This window comes from Bifidobacterium sp. LH_419 (genome assembly GCF_056356955.1).
Map to the genome: position 1 here is coordinate 79,856 of NZ_JBKEVG010000008.1, position 15,257 is coordinate 95,112.

Genomic DNA, 15,257 nt, shown 5'->3' on the forward strand with positions numbered 1-15,257 from the left:
TGGTCACCAGTGTAGGAACGTAGTCGCAGCGACACGTACCTGCCGATACAGGCGTTGTTTATCGTTCGGTATCAGCATGGATGATACGGCCGGCGGGAGCGGCGTCGTCCCATTCGTCCAACGCGCGGAAGGCGAGCGCGGCGAGGAAGCGAGCCCCCGGCCAGATTCCGGCCGGATCGGGGCGGAACGCGGGCGTGTGCGCGGCTCCGGCGTCGCCGGCGCCGATGTGCACGAACAGGCCCGGCTTGCGCTGGAGATAGTAGGAGAAGTCCTCGCCGCCGAGCTGCGGGCGATCGTCGGCCACGGCGAGACCTTCGTCGCGTGCGACGCGGCGGCCGAACGCGGCCCATGCGCCGTCGTTGACGACGGATGGCGAGCCGAAGAACCAGTTGACGTCGGCGGTGGCACCGTACGCCTCGGCGGTGCGTTCGATGATGGCGACGGCCTTGTCCTTGGCGAGGTGGCGGTCCTTCGGTTCGGTGGTGCGCACCGTGCCTTCGAGGAACGCGTCCTGCGGGATGACGTTCCACGTGCTGCCGGCTTCGACGTGCGTGACGGAGAGCACGCGCGGGTCGACCGGGTCGAGGCTGCGTGCGGTCACGGTCTGCAGGCCCTGCAGCACGGCGCCGAGCACGGCGATCGGGTCGATGCCGCGGTCGGGTTCGGCGGCGTGCGAGCCGGTGCCGTGGATGGTCGCCTGGAATTTGTCGACGGCGCCGGAGATGCCGCCTTCGCGGATGGCGATGGCTCCGGTCTCGCCGGGCGCGTCGTGCGTGCCGAAGAACGCCTGCACGTCGTCGAGCACGCCGGTGTCGAGCACCTGGACGGCGCCGGTGGGGCGTTCCTTCGTGGCTTTGCCTTCCTCGGCGGGCTGGAGGATCACCTTGACCGTGCCGTGCAGCTCGTCCTTGCGCGACTGGAGCAGGATGGCGGCGCCGAGCGCGACGGTCATGTTGAAGTCGTGGCCGCAGCCGTGCATGTATCCGACGTTCTCGGACGTGTACGGCAGTCCGGTGTTCTCGGTGATGGGCAAGCCGTCGATGTCGCCGCGGATGGCGACGACCGGGCCATCCAGCGCGCCGCGCACGATGGCGACGAGTCCGGTCCTGAGTCCGGAGTCGAGAATCTCGATGCCGTGCGCTTCGAGAATCTCCCTCAGTTTCGCCGTGGTGGCGTGCTCCTCGTAGGAGGGTTCCGGGTGGCGGTGGAACCAGCGGTAGTGGTCGAGCAGTTCCGCCTCCAGCGCGGTCGTGGCCTGCGTGGCTTCGGTCGTGGCTTTTTCGGTCGCGGCGTCGGTCATTGTTTCGTTCCTCCCAGGTAGGCTTCCTGCACTTGTTCGTTGCCGAGAAGGTCGGCGGCCTTGCCGTGCAGACGGATGCGTCCGTTCTGCAGCACGTAGCCGTAGTCGGCGATGGACAGCGCGAGCTCGGCCTGCTGTTCGACCATGAGTACGGAGACGCCGAGCTCGTCGCGCAGCTTCGCGATCTGTTCCAGCACGTCCTCGACGAGTTTCGGCGACAGGCCCATCGTGGGCTCGTCCATGCAGATGATCTTCGGGCGGCTCATCAGCGCGCGGGCGAACGCGAGCATCTGCTGTTCGCCGCCGGACATCGTGCCGGCCTGCTGCATGCGACGTTCCTTGAGGCGCGGGAAGCGTTCGTACATGGCTTCGAGGTCGGTGGCGATGCCGGACTTGTCGTTGCGGGTGTACGCGCCGGAGAGCAGGTTCTCCTCGACGGTCATCTGCGGGAAGACGCGGCGGGCCTCCGGCACGGCGGCGATGCCGGTCTCCACGCGTTTGCGCGTGGACAGTCTGGTGATGTCCTGTCCCTGGTACCACAGGGAGCCGGTCTTCGGGTGGTTGATGCCGAGGATCGTCTTCATCGTCGTGGATTTGCCGGACGCGTTGCCGCCGAGCAGCGAGACGATCGCGCCCTGCGGCACGCGGATGGACACGTTCTGCAGCGCGTGCACCTGCCCGTAGAACACGTTGACGTCGTCGAGCGCGAGCAGCGCCGACTCGTCGGCCTTGCGCGCCGCGGCCTTGTCCTGTTCGAGGTCGGCGTCGTGCTCCTCGACCTTGGCGAGGGAGCCGGACGCACTGTCCGATTCGATGGCGTTCTGCATGGCGAGCACGTTGCTCTGGCCGGAGACGCGCGTGTGGTTGATCTCGCGGCGTTTGCCGAGATACGCCTCGACGACCTGCGGCGCCTTGCGCACGTCGTCCGGCGCGCCCTCGGCGATGATGCGGCCGCCGTCCATCGCGATGACGCGGTCGGAGAGGGCGGTGACGAGTTCGATCTTGTGTTCGACGAGTAGGATCGTGTGCCCCTGCGCCTTCAGGTATTGCAGCTGCTGGAGCACTTCGGCGGTCTCCGACTGGTTCATGCCGGCGGTCGGCTCGTCGAGGAGCAGGATCTTCGGTTCGCTGATGTGCGCGCGGGCGATCTCGGTGCGGCGGCGGTTCGCGTAGGAGAGCGTGTACGCGTAGTCGTTGCGGCGGGAGCCGAGGCGTTCGCGGAAGCGGTCGATCTCGCGGCCGACGCGGATGTCGACCTCCTTGGCCTCCTTGCGCGCCTTCGGTCCGGGGATGAGCGCGACGCCGGTCTCGGCGAGCAGCGGCAGCCAGCGCACGATCGGGTAGCGCTGCAGGTTCTTGAACGGGCGCAGCGCGCGCAGGCGCTTGTGGTAGCCGAGGTTGATGTTCTCGTCGACGGTGAGCGCGCCGAACACGCGGCCGTTCTGGAACGTGCGGGCGAGCCCGCGTTCGGACATCTCGGCGGACGGGTAGCCGGCGACCGGTTCGTCGTCCAGGTCGATGATGCCGGAATCCGGGTCGAGGAAGCCGGAGATCAGGTTGATGGTCGTTGACTTGCCGGAGCCGTTCGGCCCGATGATCGAGATGACCTCACCGCGATGCAGGTCGAACGAGACCTTGTTGACGGCGTGCAGGCCGTTGAAGGACTTGTCGAGGTCGCGCACGCGCAGCACGACGGGCGCCTCGAGCACGGCCTTGCGGTGCTTGGCGGAGTATTCGGCGAGCGCCTCGGGGTTCGTGAGCCGCTCGTTGTCGATGTCGATGCCGGTGACTGTGTCGACGGTGGAGTATTCGGAGTCGGTCATGGCTACCACTCAGGCTTTCCGGGCGAACAGGCCCTGCGGACGGAACAGGATGACGAGGACGAGCAGCACGCCGTACAGGAGGATGCGAGCGTCGGTGGCGAAGCGCAGCAGTTCGGGCGCGCCGATGAGGATGATCGAGCCGAGCACCGCGCCGACCGGCGAGTTCATGCCGCCGAGCACGATGATCGTGAGGATCAGGATCGACATGTTCGAGTTGAAGATCGTCGGATCGATGTACGTGTACTGGTGCGCGAGGAGCGATCCGGCGAGGCCGGCGAAGAACGTGGCGAGCGCATAGGCGAGCGCCTTGTACGCGCCGGTGCGGATGCTCAGCGCCTCGGAGGCCTCACGGTCGGAGCCGACGGCCTCGAACACGCGGCCCAGGTGCGTGGCGCGCAGACGCGTGACGATGACGAGCGTGAGCAGCAGGACGATGACGTCGAGCAGGTACATCATCTGCTGCGTGTACAGGGTGAAGCCGAACACCTTGGGGAACGGGATGCCCTGGATGCCGAGCGAGCCCTTGGTGATCGGCTCGGCGAGACGGATGATCGCGACCATGACCGCGCCCACGCCGATCGTGGCGATCGCGACGTAGTGGCCGGAGAGCTTCCACACGGGGAACGTGAGGATGCTGGCGGCGACGGCGGCGATCACGCCTGCGGCGAGCAGGGCGGCGAGGAACGGCCAGTGCGCCTCGGTGGTGAGCAGCGCGGAGGCATAGGCGCCGACGGCGAACGGTCCGGCCATGCCGAGGATCGTCTGGCCGGCGGAGCCGGAGATCATGGTGAGGCCGACGGCGGCGATCGCGTAGATGGCGACCTGCGTGCCGATGCCGGCGAGATAGTCGGAGAAGAAGAACGGGGTGGCGAGCAGCACGACCGCGCCGATCAGGTTGCCCCACCAGGGCAGTTGGATGGGCCGGCCGCCGCCGAGGAACGTGCCGGTGAGCGGCTCGGACCTGACGTCGTTCTTCGGGCCGAGCAGGCCCTGCGGCTTGAGGATGAGGATGATGAGCAGCGCGCCGAAGGTGATGAGGTCGTGCGCGCCGTCGCCGAACAGGGAGATGCCGAACGCCTCGACCACGCCGAGCACGAGGCCGCCGACCACGGCGCCGGGAATCGAGCCGAGGCCGCCGATCGTGGCGGCGACGAACGCGGTCATGCCGATCGTGCCGCCGTTCATCGGGTTGATGTTCGCGTTGAACAGGCCGACGAAGATGCCGGAGACGCCGGCGAGCACGGAGCCGATCACGAAGGACAGGTTGCGGATCGCCTTGACGGGGATGCCCATCTGCAGCGCGGCCTCCGGATCCTGCGAGGTGGAGCGGATCGCCTGGCCGGACTTGCCGTATTTGAGGAACGCCCACAGGCCGAGCATCGAGACGACGGCGAGGATGACCATCACCACGTCGGAGGTGCCGAAGCGCACGCCGGCGAACTGGAGGTTGTAGGTGGGCAGCAGCTTCGGGAACGGGCGGGTCTGCGGTCCGAAGATCATCTGCAGGCCGTTGTCGAGCACCTGGCCGACGCCGATCGTGGCGAGCAGCGCGGCGATCGGCTTGCGACCTTCGAGCGGGGCGATGACGGCCACGTTCATGACGAGGCCGAGCAGTCCGGTGACGACGACCACGGCGACGAACGTGGGCACGATGCCCCAGCCGGCCGTGGTGCCGAGCCACCAGGCGACCATCATGCCGACCGCGACGATGGAGCCCTGCGCGAAGTTGGCCACGTTGGTCACGCCGAAGATCAGCGACATGCCGACGGCGACCAGCGCGTAGGCGCTGCCGTGGATCACGCCGGCGAAAAGCACATCAAACATTGTTGTCCTATCTCATCCTCGATCTACGATGGCCCTCCCGAGACCCGCCGGACCCCGGCCGCGCGCGGATGGCGCGGCCGGGGTGGCGGGATACGGGAAGGCCGCGGAGATCAGCCTTCGTACTGCTGGAACTTGCCGTCCTTCGCGATGAGCAGGATCGGCTCGATGTTGTCGGCGCGGCGGGTCTTCTGGTTGAACTTGAACGTGCCGCCGTTGCCCTGGTAGAGCGGGAAGTCGGTCACGGTCTGCAGCGCCTTCTGGATGCCCTCGCGGGTCGGCTCGGTCTTGTTGGCCGCGTAGGCGAGGTCGATGATCGCCTGGTAGGCGGTCACTTCGAAGTTGCCCGGGTTGTTGCCGTACTTGGCCTTGAAGTCCTTGACGAACTGCTGGGCCTTGGCGTCCTTGGTGCCGGTGGCGGAGAACGAGCCGGTGATGATCGAGCCTTCGGCGTTCTTGCCGGCGAGGTCGAGGAACTCCTTGGTCTCCTGGCCGCCGTAGTACGGGCCGGTGTAGCCGAGCTTGTCGCGCAGCGTGTTGATGACGAGCGCGCCGTCCGGGCCGTAGCCGATGTCGACGACCGCGTCCGGCTTGGCGTCACGCGCCGGGATCAGGATCGGCGAGAGGTCGGTGGAGTCGGGCAGGTAGCTGGACTCGTACACGATCTGCGTGCCGTTCTTCTCGGCCTCCTGCTTGAAGTACTGGTAGGCCTGCTTGCCCCAGTCGTTCTCGATGTAGACGACGGAGATCTTCTTCGCCTTCTTGGCGACGATGTCCGCGTTGGCCTTCTGGTACTTGTCCTGGCCGATCTGCGGCGTCCACACGTGGTCGCCGGTGTCGGTGAAGGTCGGGGCCGAGTTGTTGAAGCCGTAGTGGACGAGGCCGGCCTGCTGGAAGGTCGGCGAGGCGGCGGCGGAGGCCGGGGACGCGTAGTCGCCGACCACGGCGATGATCGACTTGTCGGCCACGAGCTTCGGCGCGACGGCCGCGTCCTGCTTGGCGTCGGACTGGGTGTCGAAGTACTTGAGGCCGAGCTTCTTGCCCTTGACGCCGCCGTCCTTGTTCACCTTGGCGACGGCCAGGTCGAAGCCCTGCTGGAACAGCTTGCCGTATTCGGCGTACTGGCCGGTCTTCGGGTAGATGACGCCGATGTTCACGGTGTCGGAGCCGGAGCCCGAACCGGAGCTGGCGGAATCGCCCTGCAGGCCGCAGGCGGACACGCCCAGCAGCGTGCCGGCGGCCACGAGGCCGGCGACGGCCTTGCGGATCAGTGATGTCTTCATGGTGTTGTCCTCTCTCCTAAAAACCATGCGTTCGGATTGGAAGTCTTGGCTCAGCGGGTCGCGCGGGCGTCGGCGAGCGCCTGCAGCGCCTCGTCGGAGGCGGGCGTCGGCACCGTGCAGCTGGGGGCGAGCAGGAACGGCCTGCCCTCGCGCAGGGCGATGCTCTCCTTGAGCTCGCGGCGCAGCTGGTCGACGTCGCCGCCGGGGGCGAACAGCTCGTAGTTGGCGCCGGCGACCGGCACGGCGGTCAGGTCGGCGTCCGCCTTCGGGTTGCCGGGCAGGTACTGGTCCCAGTGCAGCGCGTCCACGCCGTGCACGTCGAACCAGTTCGGGTGCGAGTGCGCGCGGCAGGTGTGCAGCAGCACGACGGCGTCCGGGTTGGCGCGCTTGACCGCGTCGATGACGATGCGGTCGTAGGGCTCGGAGAACTCCTGGTAGCGGGCCGCGTCGAAGTAGTCCTCGCTCACCGTGCCGGTGACCGCGTAGAAGACGCCGTCGAGGCCGGCACCGCCTTCGGAGACGGGCTTGACGAGGGCGCGCGCGTAGGAGGCGAGCGTGTGGGCGATGTTGGCGAGCGCGAGCTTGGCGACCTCCGGCTGGTCGAAGATCAGCTCCTTGACGGTGAGCGTGCCGGTCGCGTAGTCGTCGCCCGGGTACAACGGCAGGTCGGCGATCTGCAGGAGCACGCTCAGCGGCGAGAAGATGGTCTCGAGCACGGCGCGGTCCTGGAGACCCTTGCGGATGAGCGCGGCGGCGGCGATCGCCTCGGCGAAGTATTCGTTCTCGGCGGCGTCGAACTCCTTGATCTTCCTCACGTCGTCGGGGGTCTCTATGGCGGAGGAGACGCGCTTGGGCAGCACGAATCCGGCGTAGTCGTCCTTGTCGTAGCGGGAGCCCCAGGCCTCCGCGTAGTAGACGGCGCGCGGGTTGATCTTCACCCAGTCCCAGTCCCAGCGTTTGACGAAGTCGACGTAGGCGGAGGCGAACCCCTCGGCGCCGTATTCGTGGCCGACGAGATGCTGCCATGCGCCGACGAGGTACGGCACGTCGGTCGGCTTGTGGTTGATGATGTCATGGAAGACGCTGCGACGATCCGTCATGGTCCCCTCCCTGTCTCGAATGGTGTGGATGGTTTCCCCGATGCCAACCATCGAAACCGATGCGCGGCGGCGCTGTCAAACCGGAATCCACCTTTGCATTACTCGCTTTTCTTATAGCGTCTTATCCGTGCCCGGCGGCTGCTGGGATTTGCAATTCCCTATCGATAACACCTATAGGCGTTCCACGGCCAAACGGCCGCGGCGCGCGGGATCATCCGGTATGACGGGATGTGTATATCGAAAACCGCGAACGACCACGAGCCCACGGAAGGGGAATCATCATGGGAGCGAACCTGTATTTCATCGGCGGCGGCAACATGCCGACCGCCATCATCGAGGCGGTGAGGCGCAAGGAGGCGACCTACCCGGTGGCCCATATCCGGGTGGAGGAGATCTCCGAGGCGCGCGCCGCGTTCCTGAAGGACACGTACGGCGTGGAGCCCGCCAAGCCGACGGACACGCCCGACGCGGACATCGTCGTGATCGCCGTACGTCCGCAGGACGATGTGGCCGGCGTCGCCGCATCGGTGGCGAAGCGCTTCGACCCGGCGAAGACCACCGTGGTCTCGATCGTCGCCGGGTACACGATCGAGAAGCTCGAACAGAGCCTCGGCGAGGGCTGGCGCGTCGTGCGCATCATCCCGAACACGCTCACCACCGTCGACTACGGCTACAGCGGTGCCGCGCTCAACACGAACGCGCGCAAGGAGGACGTGGACGCGTTCCTCAACACGTTCGGCAAGGTGCTGTATGTGGAGGAGCGTCTGATCGACATCATCACCGGCTTCTACCCGCCGAACATCGTCTACCACTTCATCGACGCCTACGTGGACGCGGGCGTGCTCGCCGGCCTGCCGCGCGACGTGGCGAAGGCGATCGCGCTCGACACGATCATCGGCGGCACCGAGTTCCTCAAGCAGAAGGACGTGCTGCCGCAGGTGCTGCTCAACATCAACAATTCGCCGGGCGGCGTGGGCATCACCGAGGCGTACACGCTCAACAAGACGGGCTTCGCGGCCTCCGTGCAGACGGCCGTGCTCGCCGCCATGGAGCGCACCACGTCGCTGGGCGCGAACGCGAAGTGACGCAAGAGGACGGACAAACAGGACAGGGACAGGAGACCTAGCAGACACATGGCACAGCAATTCACTTGGGACCACACGGTCGAATTCGTCAACGACCTGAAGGAGGCGGAGCAGCGCTTCGCCAAGGCGGGCCTCACCGCGCGCTACGGCGGCAAGCACGTCGGGCACGGCACCGAGAACTCGCTCGCCTACTTCACCGACAACTACCTCGAGTTCCTCACGCTCTACAGCCGCGACGAGGCGCTGGCGGAGACGCCGGACCGCGGCCTGATCTTCCACGAGGCGGGCGAGCTGCTGCCCGATTTCGTCGGCTTCTACCGCCCGGCGCTGCACGTGCACGGCATCGAGGCGGCGGCCGAGCGTCTGCGCGCCAAGGGCCTCGATCTGGGCGAGATCGTGCCGGGCAACCGCACCACCGCCGAAGGCGAGGAGATCCGCTGGCAGCTGCTGTGGATCAAGGGCGACGACCAGGGTCTGCGCTACCCGTTCGTCATCGATTGGGGCGCGAGCGAGGCCGAACAGCTGGAACGCTACGAGAAGAGCGGGCTGCTGCACCAGCACGCGATCGGCGAGGTGAACACGCGCCGCGCGCTGTTCGAGGTGCCCGATCCGGAGACCGTGGCCGCCCACTGGTCGGACGTGTTCGACCTGGAACGCACGGACGGCGACGGCTATATCGACCTGAACGTGGGAGAGGGCCGCGCGTGGCGGTTCGTGCGCGGCGGACGCAACGCCATCACCGAACTCCAGTACGAGGCACCGGCCGGCAAGTCCTTCGACGTGACGATCGGCAAGGCGCGCTACCGCAGCCTGTAGCCGGAACGTCGCCGTCTTCCGTCACGTGGCGGAAGACGGCGACGACACGACGATACGAAACGAAACGACGAACGCCTCCCGTACCACACGGTACGGGAGGCGTTCTCATGTCTGGACTCACGCCTCGCGCAGCACGCGCAGGTGGGCGTCGTCCGGCTTCGGCGGGACGGTGCAGCTCGGGGCGAGCAGGAACGGCTTGCCCTCGCGCGCCTTCACCGTGTCCGCGACCTGGCGCTTCAGCTCGTCGATGTCGGTGCCTTCGCCGATGAGCACGGCGTCCGGGCCGCTGACCGGTACGGCGTTGAAGTCGTCGCTGATCGGCGGATTGCCGGGCACGTACGGATCCCACTGGAGGAAGTCGATCGGATAGTCGGCGAACCAGTCGGGGTTCGCATGATCGCGGCAGGTGTGCAGCAGCTTCACGCCGTCGCCGACCGCGGCCAGGATGCGCTCGTCGTAGGGGCGGGCGAGCTCCTCGAACTGCTCGTACGTGAAGTAGCCGCGGCTGGCCATGCCGGTCTCCGCGTAGAAGATGCCATCGAGGCCGGCACCGCCCTGTTCGACCGGCGCGAGCACGGTCTTCACGTAGGCGATGAGCGTCTCGGTGATCGCGTCGAGCGCCTTGGCGGTGGCCTCCTTGTCGGTGAACAGGAGCGTGTCCTTGTCGAGCTTCGGGGCGGCGCCGTAGAGCGGCTTGCCGTTGATGCGCGGCAGGCCGGCGACGAACAGGAGCACGGTGAGCGGCGAGAACACGGTCTCGAGGATCGCGCGGTCGCCGAGCTCCCTGCGGATGATCCGCGCGGAGGCGATCTGGTCGGCGAACGGCTTGCTCGCGGTCGGGTCGACGGGCGCGATCTTCGCCAGGTCCTCCGGAGCGTTCACCGGGTAGTCGAGCAGGCGCGGGGAGCGGCCGGTGCCGTAGTCGTCCGGGTCGAAGTGCGCGCCGAACGCTTCCGCGTAGTAGGCGGAGCGCGGGTTGATCTTCACGTAGTCCCAGTCCCATTTGCGCACGAAGTCGATGTGCGCCTGTGCCTGCCGCTCCACGTCGTATTCGTCGCCGACGAAATGCTGCCATGCGCTGGTCAGGTACGGCGTGCTGCCCTCCCCCTTGGCGAGGTCGTGGAATTCCTGTCTGCGGTCGCGGGTCATGATGGTGCCTTTCGTTTGCCGCGTGGGTGGCGTCGTCGTCATGCGGCGGTGGCGGCGACGGTGTTGTTCGATGGGTAAGGATGGATGGCGGACGCGCGGGTCACGTCACAGGCGCACGCCGGTGAGCGAGGCGTCGCGGCGGCGCAGGTAGAGGTTCATGAGGACGAACAGCACGCCGCACAACGCCCAGTAGACGAGCGCGGCCGCCGTGTACGAGGTCATGTAGTCGCCGTTGAGGCCGGCGATGAGCTTCGCCTGCGCGAAGATGTCAATCACGGCGATCGTGAAGCCCATCGACAGCGCCTTGATGATGTTCATGAACATGTTGAACAGGTTCGGCAACGCGTAGACGACGGCCTGCGGGACGATCACGTGGATCGCCTTCTGCCAGCGCGTGTAGCCGAGCGAGTCGGCGAGCTCCAGCTGGTTCGGGTCGATGGAGGCGAGCGAGGCCTGCACGGTCTCCTGCAGGTAGGCGATGTAGACGAGCACGAACGTGAAGATGAGCACGACGGTCGCGTTCACCGAGTTCTTGCTCACGTGGATGCCCACCGTGCCGAGCATCGCCGACGACCATTGCGGCAGCGCGTAGTACCAGAACAGCAGCTGCACGAGGATCGGCGTGCCGCGGAAGAACGACGTGTACAGGCGCAGCAGCTGCGAGAGCACGGGCACGCGGGCGCGGAAGGCGAGCGCGACCGGGATCGCGAACAGCAGGCCGAGCGCGAGGATGACGATCGCGTGCAGCAGCACGGACGGCACGATGACGGCGATCTTGATGAGGTAGTCCAGTAATGCCGGCATAGGTGGTTTCCTTCGTTCTTCCTTCGTTTGCGGGCTTCCGGTCGCGTCCGTCAGGCCGCGTCCGCGGCGAGACGGGCGCGCGAGGCCTCGTCGACCACGCGGTAGTAGCGGTTGGAACGTTTCGCGAGATGGACGACGGCTTCGATGACGAGCGCCGCCACCCAGTAGATGAGCGCGACGGCGAGATACACCTCGGACTGTTTGACGCCGTAGTTGTTCGCCACCTTGATCGAGGCGAGGCCCATCATGTCGACCACGCCGATCGTGAACAGCAGCGACGTGTCCTTGAGCAGGTCGACGGCCGCGTTGCCTAGGTCCGGGATCGCGATGCCGACGATCTGCGGCAGCAGCGTGTGCCGCCACAGCTGACCCTTGCTGTAGCCGAGCGAGTCGGCGAGCTCGAACTGGTCGGGCGTGACGCTCAGGTACGCGCCGCGCAGGATCTCGCTCAGCCAGCCCGCGTTGAAGAAGACGAGCGTGACGCAGGCAAACGTCGTCTTGGTCAGCGACGTGATGTCGATGCCGAAGTTGCCGAGCAGCTGCGGCAGTCCGAAGTAGATGAGGAACAGCAGCAGCACGATCGGCTCGCACCGCACGAACGACACGTACACGTCGAGGATCGCGGACAGGACCGGGATCCGGTCGACGCGGGCCCGCAATATCAGGAACGCGAGCGCGAACGCGACGGCGTAGCAGCCGGCGACGATGGCCAGCGTGTACGGCAGTTTCACGAGAAACGCCGGCAGCAGGGTGAGTACGTATGCGAAATCCACGGGATGCGGGTCCTTTGTCGATGATCGTCGATGATGGTGCGGTGCGGGGTCATGGCGGCGACGCCGGCGACGTCATGGCGATGCCGGCGGCGTCGGCGACGTCACTGCTGGGTGTCGTACTTGAAGACGTCCTCGCCGTAGTCCTTGACGGACAGGTCCTTGAGCGTGCCGGCCTTCTTGAGCTTGGTGATGGACTTGTTGAGCGCCTTGAAGAACTCGGGCTGCTTCTTGGAGACCAGGAAGTACTGCTGGTCGACCTCCACCGGCTCGGTGGCGCGGAAGTCGACGCCGAGGCTCTTCTTGATGGCGTTCACGTCGAAGCTCTGCTCCGGTTCGATCACCGCGTCGTACTTCTTGTCGACGAGGCCCTGGAAGTTCTGGGCCATCGTCACGTTGTCCTGGTGGGTGACGGTGATGGCCTTGTCCGGATTGGCCGCGTTGTACTTGGTGACGAGCTTGTTGACGCCGCCGTCCGGGGAGATCGGGGCGACCTTCTTACCGTGCAGGTCGTCGAGGGACTTGATGTCCTTCTCCCCCGGCAGCGTGTAGATCTTCATCAGCGAGATGCCGGTCGTCTCGTCCGGGATCAGGTACTTCTTGACGCGTTCGTCGGTCTTGAAGTAGCCGCCGGTGATGAGCGCGTACTTGCCGGAGTCGATGCCGACGGTCTCGGCGTCGTCGGCGACGGCCTCGTAGGTGAACTTGTAGTCCTTGAGGTCCTCGTCGATGGCCTTGAGCACGTCCACCTCGTAGCCGGCGAGCTGGCCGTTGTCGTCGGTGTAGCTCAGCGGCTTCGAGTTCGCGGCGACGGCGATGCTGATCGTCTTCGCGTTCGCGTCGCCCGAACCGGACGCGGTGCCGGACCCGCATGCGGCGAGCGAGGCGAGGGCCGCGGCGGCGCAGGTGAGCGCGATGGTTTTGCGGATGATGGTGGTCTTGGGCATGGTGATTCCCCTTCTTCTTGACGTCTTGTCGATATGCGATATGCGATATCGCGGATTGCGCGGCGCCTCAGCGGCCGGCGATGAACTCGTCGACGCCGCTCAGCGGGCGCAGCGTGCCGTTGAGCTCGTACACGTCCGCGTCGAGACGCCGGGCGAAGTCGATGTCGTGCGTGACCACGACGTTCGCGATGCCCTTGCCCTCCAGATCGCGGATCGTCTGGCAGACCTCGCCGACCAGCGCATGGTCGAGCGCCGAGGTCGGCTCGTCGAACAGCACGGCCTTCGGCTTGGCGGCGAGGGCGCGCGCGATGGAGACGCGCTGCTTCTCGCCTCCGGACAGTTCGCGTGGCATGGCGTCGAACTTCGACCCCAGACGCAGCTGCTCGAGATTGGTCTTCGCCAGCCGTTCCGCCTCCTCGCGCTTGAGCCCGTGCACGAGCCGCAACGGCTCGACGATGTTCTCCAGCACCGTGCGGTGGTTGAACAGCGGGTAGGTCTGGAAGACGGTGGCGATGGTGCGGCGCAGCCACGCCACGTCGGCTGGTTTCGCCTCGCCGGCGGCGACCGTGCGGTCGTCCAGCGTGACGCTGCCCTGGACCGGGGGCTTGAGGAACGTGATGTTCTTCAGCAGCGTCGACTTGCCCACGCCGGACGGGCCGAGGATCACGGCGGTACGCCCCGCCTCGACCGTCAGATCGACGCCGTCCAGGATGGTGCGCCCCTTGACGCGGTAGCCGATCCCCTTGAGCCGCAAAGTCATATCCTGATTCCCCCGAATCATGCGATGATGCCGCGGACCATGGCGGACGACGTTCCCGTCATCCGCCATCCCCCACGATGTTCCCCAACCTGCCCGCGACGAATCGCGGACGACAGCGAATATACGGCACGACGAACGCGGAAATGCGCCGTCACGTATAACCGTTGCCTATACGCGACTATCAGACCCGCGCGCCGCAACGGCGCAGGGCGTGCGCGGCAGGGTCATAGATTCGGTGGATGACCGTCCATAGCGAAACCGGCTAACGGCGCCGGAATGGCCCGGCCGCGGGCCGGATACGCTGGTTTTCAAACGTGACGCGCGGGGGCGCGCACATTCGGCAACGGGGGAACGATGGCGACGCGACACGATGGGAAATCACATAATCCGGCGGAATCATCCCGCTTGGCGACGTTGCTACAGCTGCTGGGACTGGACCGGAACCCCGATACGCCGAAGACGGGCGCGCCGCAGGCCACGCCCGTCTTCGTCCCCGTCGGCCAATGCGCCGCCGCCCAACCGCTCATTGTGCGGTTCCCCGCACCCCACCCCGGTCGCGGGTGACGGGCCCATCATTTCACTTTGATGGAGAGCTCCTGGCGGGGGCGGACGTCGATGTTGGTGATCTGCACGTCCGGAGTGGCGTCGGCGATCCATGCGATCGCGTTCGCGACGCTCGCCGGATCGATGACGTCCTCGTGACGGAACGCGCCCCAACTGTCGTCCTCGCGCAGCATCCTCGTGTCCATCGGACCGGGCGCGACCGTGCTCACGCGCACGCCGTTCGCCGACTCCTCCAGACGCAACGTGTCCGCATAGCCGCGCAGCGCGTGCTTGCTCGCGGCGTAGACGGCGTGGTTCGGCACGCCACGCGTGCCGGCGCCGGAATTCACGAACACGATGGTGCCGCGCGCCGCGCGAATCGGCGCGATCAATCCCGAGGTGAGCGTCGCCGGCGCGATCACGTTGACGGCGAACGTCGATTCCCACAGGTCGAGGCCGGCGTCCACCGCCTTGCCGGTGGGACCGGCCGCGGCGACGTGCGCCAGCAGGTCGAGACGGTCGAGTCGTGCGGCGGTCCGCTCCGCCCACCGCCGCACCTGCTCGCCGTCCGACAAGTCGAGTCGTTCGGCTTCGACGCCGTCGATCGCGTCGAGTTCGGACAACGCGGCCTGCGAGCGGACCGGCGCGATCACGCGCCATCCGCGCGCGGCCAACAACCGCGCCAGCGCGCCACCCACGCCGCCGCTCGCCCCGGTGACGACCGCCGTGCGCGGGTTCGTTGCGTTTGGTGTATTCGGCGTATTTGGTGTATTCGATGTATCGGCCATGGTCATTCCCCTTCATGCGTATCGCCGCGATCGCATGCCACGACGATTCGAGCCCTTCGCGACCGCCGTCTGCGGCGGCACTGCACGCATGCTATCAGGAATCCGGCTCGCGACCCGTCGCACCGGTATCGCGATTGGCGGGACGCGTCTATAGGAATCGGTTATGGGCGATGGGCCGGGGATGTGGGGAAGACGCCGGAATCTGCGGCCATACCGTTGATTTCGTGTAGAAATCGGCAACTCCATACTGTTGATTTCGTGTAGAATC

13 protein-coding genes are annotated in these 15,257 nt (G+C 66.7%); 2 read left to right on the forward strand and 11 right to left on the reverse strand.

The genetic code is table 11. The features are described 5' to 3' along the window. Positions 1-58 precede the first annotated feature (58 nt). The 5 genes from AC1AYX_RS06615 to AC1AYX_RS06635 all read right to left on the reverse strand — a co-directional run bounded on the left by AC1AYX_RS06615 (position 59) and on the right by AC1AYX_RS06635 (position 7,327). Positions 59-1,300: an amidohydrolase gene (locus AC1AYX_RS06615; RefSeq protein WP_476502768.1), complete on the reverse strand. Its 1,242-nt coding sequence runs from the start codon at positions 1,298-1,300 to the stop codon at positions 59-61. Then, positions 1,297-3,123 carry an ATP-binding cassette domain-containing protein gene (locus AC1AYX_RS06620; protein WP_476502769.1) on the reverse strand — a complete coding sequence of 609 codons (1,827 nt, stop codon included), beginning with the start codon at positions 3,121-3,123 and terminating at the stop codon, positions 1,297-1,299. Before AC1AYX_RS06620 ends, AC1AYX_RS06615 begins: the two co-directional genes overlap by 4 nt. A 9-nt stretch (positions 3,124-3,132) precedes the next feature. Then, entirely contained in the window at positions 3,133-4,947 is a 1,815-nt protein-coding gene (locus AC1AYX_RS06625; protein ID WP_476502770.1) for an ABC transporter permease, read from the reverse strand. Between the two features lie 110 nt (positions 4,948-5,057). Next, positions 5,058-6,227, reverse strand: coding sequence for an ABC transporter substrate-binding protein (locus AC1AYX_RS06630; protein WP_476502771.1), 1,170 nt, complete (start codon positions 6,225-6,227; stop codon positions 5,058-5,060). A 50-nt stretch (positions 6,228-6,277) separates the two neighbouring features. Next, positions 6,278-7,327 carry a uroporphyrinogen decarboxylase family protein gene (locus AC1AYX_RS06635; RefSeq protein ID WP_476502772.1) on the reverse strand — a complete coding sequence of 350 codons (1,050 nt, stop codon included), beginning with the start codon at positions 7,325-7,327 and terminating at the stop codon, positions 6,278-6,280. A gap of 281 nt (positions 7,328-7,608) precedes the next feature. On the opposite strand from AC1AYX_RS06635, the gene AC1AYX_RS06640 reads away from it, so the two are divergent. Both AC1AYX_RS06640 and AC1AYX_RS06645 read left to right on the forward strand, forming a co-directional pair. Beyond that, positions 7,609-8,412, forward strand: coding sequence for a pyrroline-5-carboxylate reductase family protein (locus tag AC1AYX_RS06640; protein ID WP_476502773.1), 804 nt, complete (start codon positions 7,609-7,611; stop codon positions 8,410-8,412). 48 nt (positions 8,413-8,460) lie between these two features. Further along, on the forward strand, positions 8,461-9,228 hold the full coding sequence (locus AC1AYX_RS06645; protein WP_476502774.1) for a VOC family protein: 768 nt from the start codon (positions 8,461-8,463) through the stop codon (positions 9,226-9,228). A 117-nt stretch (positions 9,229-9,345) separates the two neighbouring features. On the opposite strand, the gene AC1AYX_RS06650 is transcribed toward AC1AYX_RS06645, so the two are convergent. The 6 genes from AC1AYX_RS06650 to AC1AYX_RS06675 form a co-directional block, all read right to left on the reverse strand. After that, complete coding sequence (locus tag AC1AYX_RS06650) at positions 9,346-10,377, reverse strand: uroporphyrinogen decarboxylase family protein (protein WP_476502775.1); 1,032 nt, start codon at positions 10,375-10,377, stop codon at positions 9,346-9,348. A 105-nt stretch (positions 10,378-10,482) separates the two neighbouring features. Then, a complete protein-coding gene (locus AC1AYX_RS06655) occupies positions 10,483-11,181 on the reverse strand; it encodes an amino acid ABC transporter permease (RefSeq protein WP_476502776.1) in 699 nt (232 codons plus the stop codon). A gap of 50 nt (positions 11,182-11,231) precedes the next feature. After that, complete coding sequence (locus AC1AYX_RS06660; RefSeq protein WP_476502777.1) at positions 11,232-11,954, reverse strand: amino acid ABC transporter permease; 723 nt, start codon at positions 11,952-11,954, stop codon at positions 11,232-11,234. A gap of 101 nt (positions 11,955-12,055) precedes the next feature. Next, the gene (locus AC1AYX_RS06665; protein WP_476502778.1) at positions 12,056-12,898 is read right to left on the reverse strand and encodes a transporter substrate-binding domain-containing protein; all 843 of its coding nucleotides are present in this window, start codon (positions 12,896-12,898) and stop codon (positions 12,056-12,058) included. Positions 12,899-12,965: 67 nt separating this feature from the next. Then, positions 12,966-13,658: an amino acid ABC transporter ATP-binding protein gene (locus AC1AYX_RS06670; protein ID WP_476502779.1), complete on the reverse strand. Its 693-nt coding sequence runs from the start codon at positions 13,656-13,658 to the stop codon at positions 12,966-12,968. Between the two features lie 572 nt (positions 13,659-14,230). Further along, the gene (locus AC1AYX_RS06675) at positions 14,231-14,989 is read right to left on the reverse strand and encodes an SDR family NAD(P)-dependent oxidoreductase (RefSeq protein WP_476502780.1); all 759 of its coding nucleotides are present in this window, start codon (positions 14,987-14,989) and stop codon (positions 14,231-14,233) included. Positions 14,990-15,257: the final 268 nt, after the last annotated feature.

What these genes read in the sequence shown, in the direction of transcription:
- AC1AYX_RS06615 (WP_476502768.1), bottom strand. Translation starts at nt 1,300, where the DNA reads ATGACCGACGCCGCGACCGAAAAAGCCACGACCGAAGCCACGCAGGCC.
- AC1AYX_RS06620 (WP_476502769.1), bottom strand. Translation starts at nt 3,123, where the DNA reads ATGACCGACTCCGAATACTCCACCGTCGACACAGTCACCGGCATCGAC.
- AC1AYX_RS06625 (WP_476502770.1), bottom strand. Translation starts at nt 4,947, where the DNA reads ATGTTTGATGTGCTTTTCGCCGGCGTGATCCACGGCAGCGCCTACGCG.
- AC1AYX_RS06630 (WP_476502771.1), bottom strand. Translation starts at nt 6,227, where the DNA reads ATGAAGACATCACTGATCCGCAAGGCCGTCGCCGGCCTCGTGGCCGCC.
- AC1AYX_RS06635 (WP_476502772.1), bottom strand. Translation starts at nt 7,327, where the DNA reads ATGACGGATCGTCGCAGCGTCTTCCATGACATCATCAACCACAAGCCG.
- AC1AYX_RS06640 (WP_476502773.1), top strand. Translation starts at nt 7,609, where the DNA reads ATGGGAGCGAACCTGTATTTCATCGGCGGCGGCAACATGCCGACCGCC.
- AC1AYX_RS06645 (WP_476502774.1), top strand. Translation starts at nt 8,461, where the DNA reads ATGGCACAGCAATTCACTTGGGACCACACGGTCGAATTCGTCAACGAC.
- AC1AYX_RS06650 (WP_476502775.1), bottom strand. Translation starts at nt 10,377, where the DNA reads ATGACCCGCGACCGCAGACAGGAATTCCACGACCTCGCCAAGGGGGAG.
- AC1AYX_RS06655 (WP_476502776.1), bottom strand. Translation starts at nt 11,181, where the DNA reads ATGCCGGCATTACTGGACTACCTCATCAAGATCGCCGTCATCGTGCCG.
- AC1AYX_RS06665 (WP_476502778.1), bottom strand. Translation starts at nt 12,898, where the DNA reads ATGCCCAAGACCACCATCATCCGCAAAACCATCGCGCTCACCTGCGCC.
- AC1AYX_RS06670 (WP_476502779.1), bottom strand. Translation starts at nt 13,658, where the DNA reads ATGACTTTGCGGCTCAAGGGGATCGGCTACCGCGTCAAGGGGCGCACC.
- AC1AYX_RS06675 (WP_476502780.1), bottom strand. Translation starts at nt 14,989, where the DNA reads ATGGCCGATACATCGAATACACCAAATACGCCGAATACACCAAACGCA.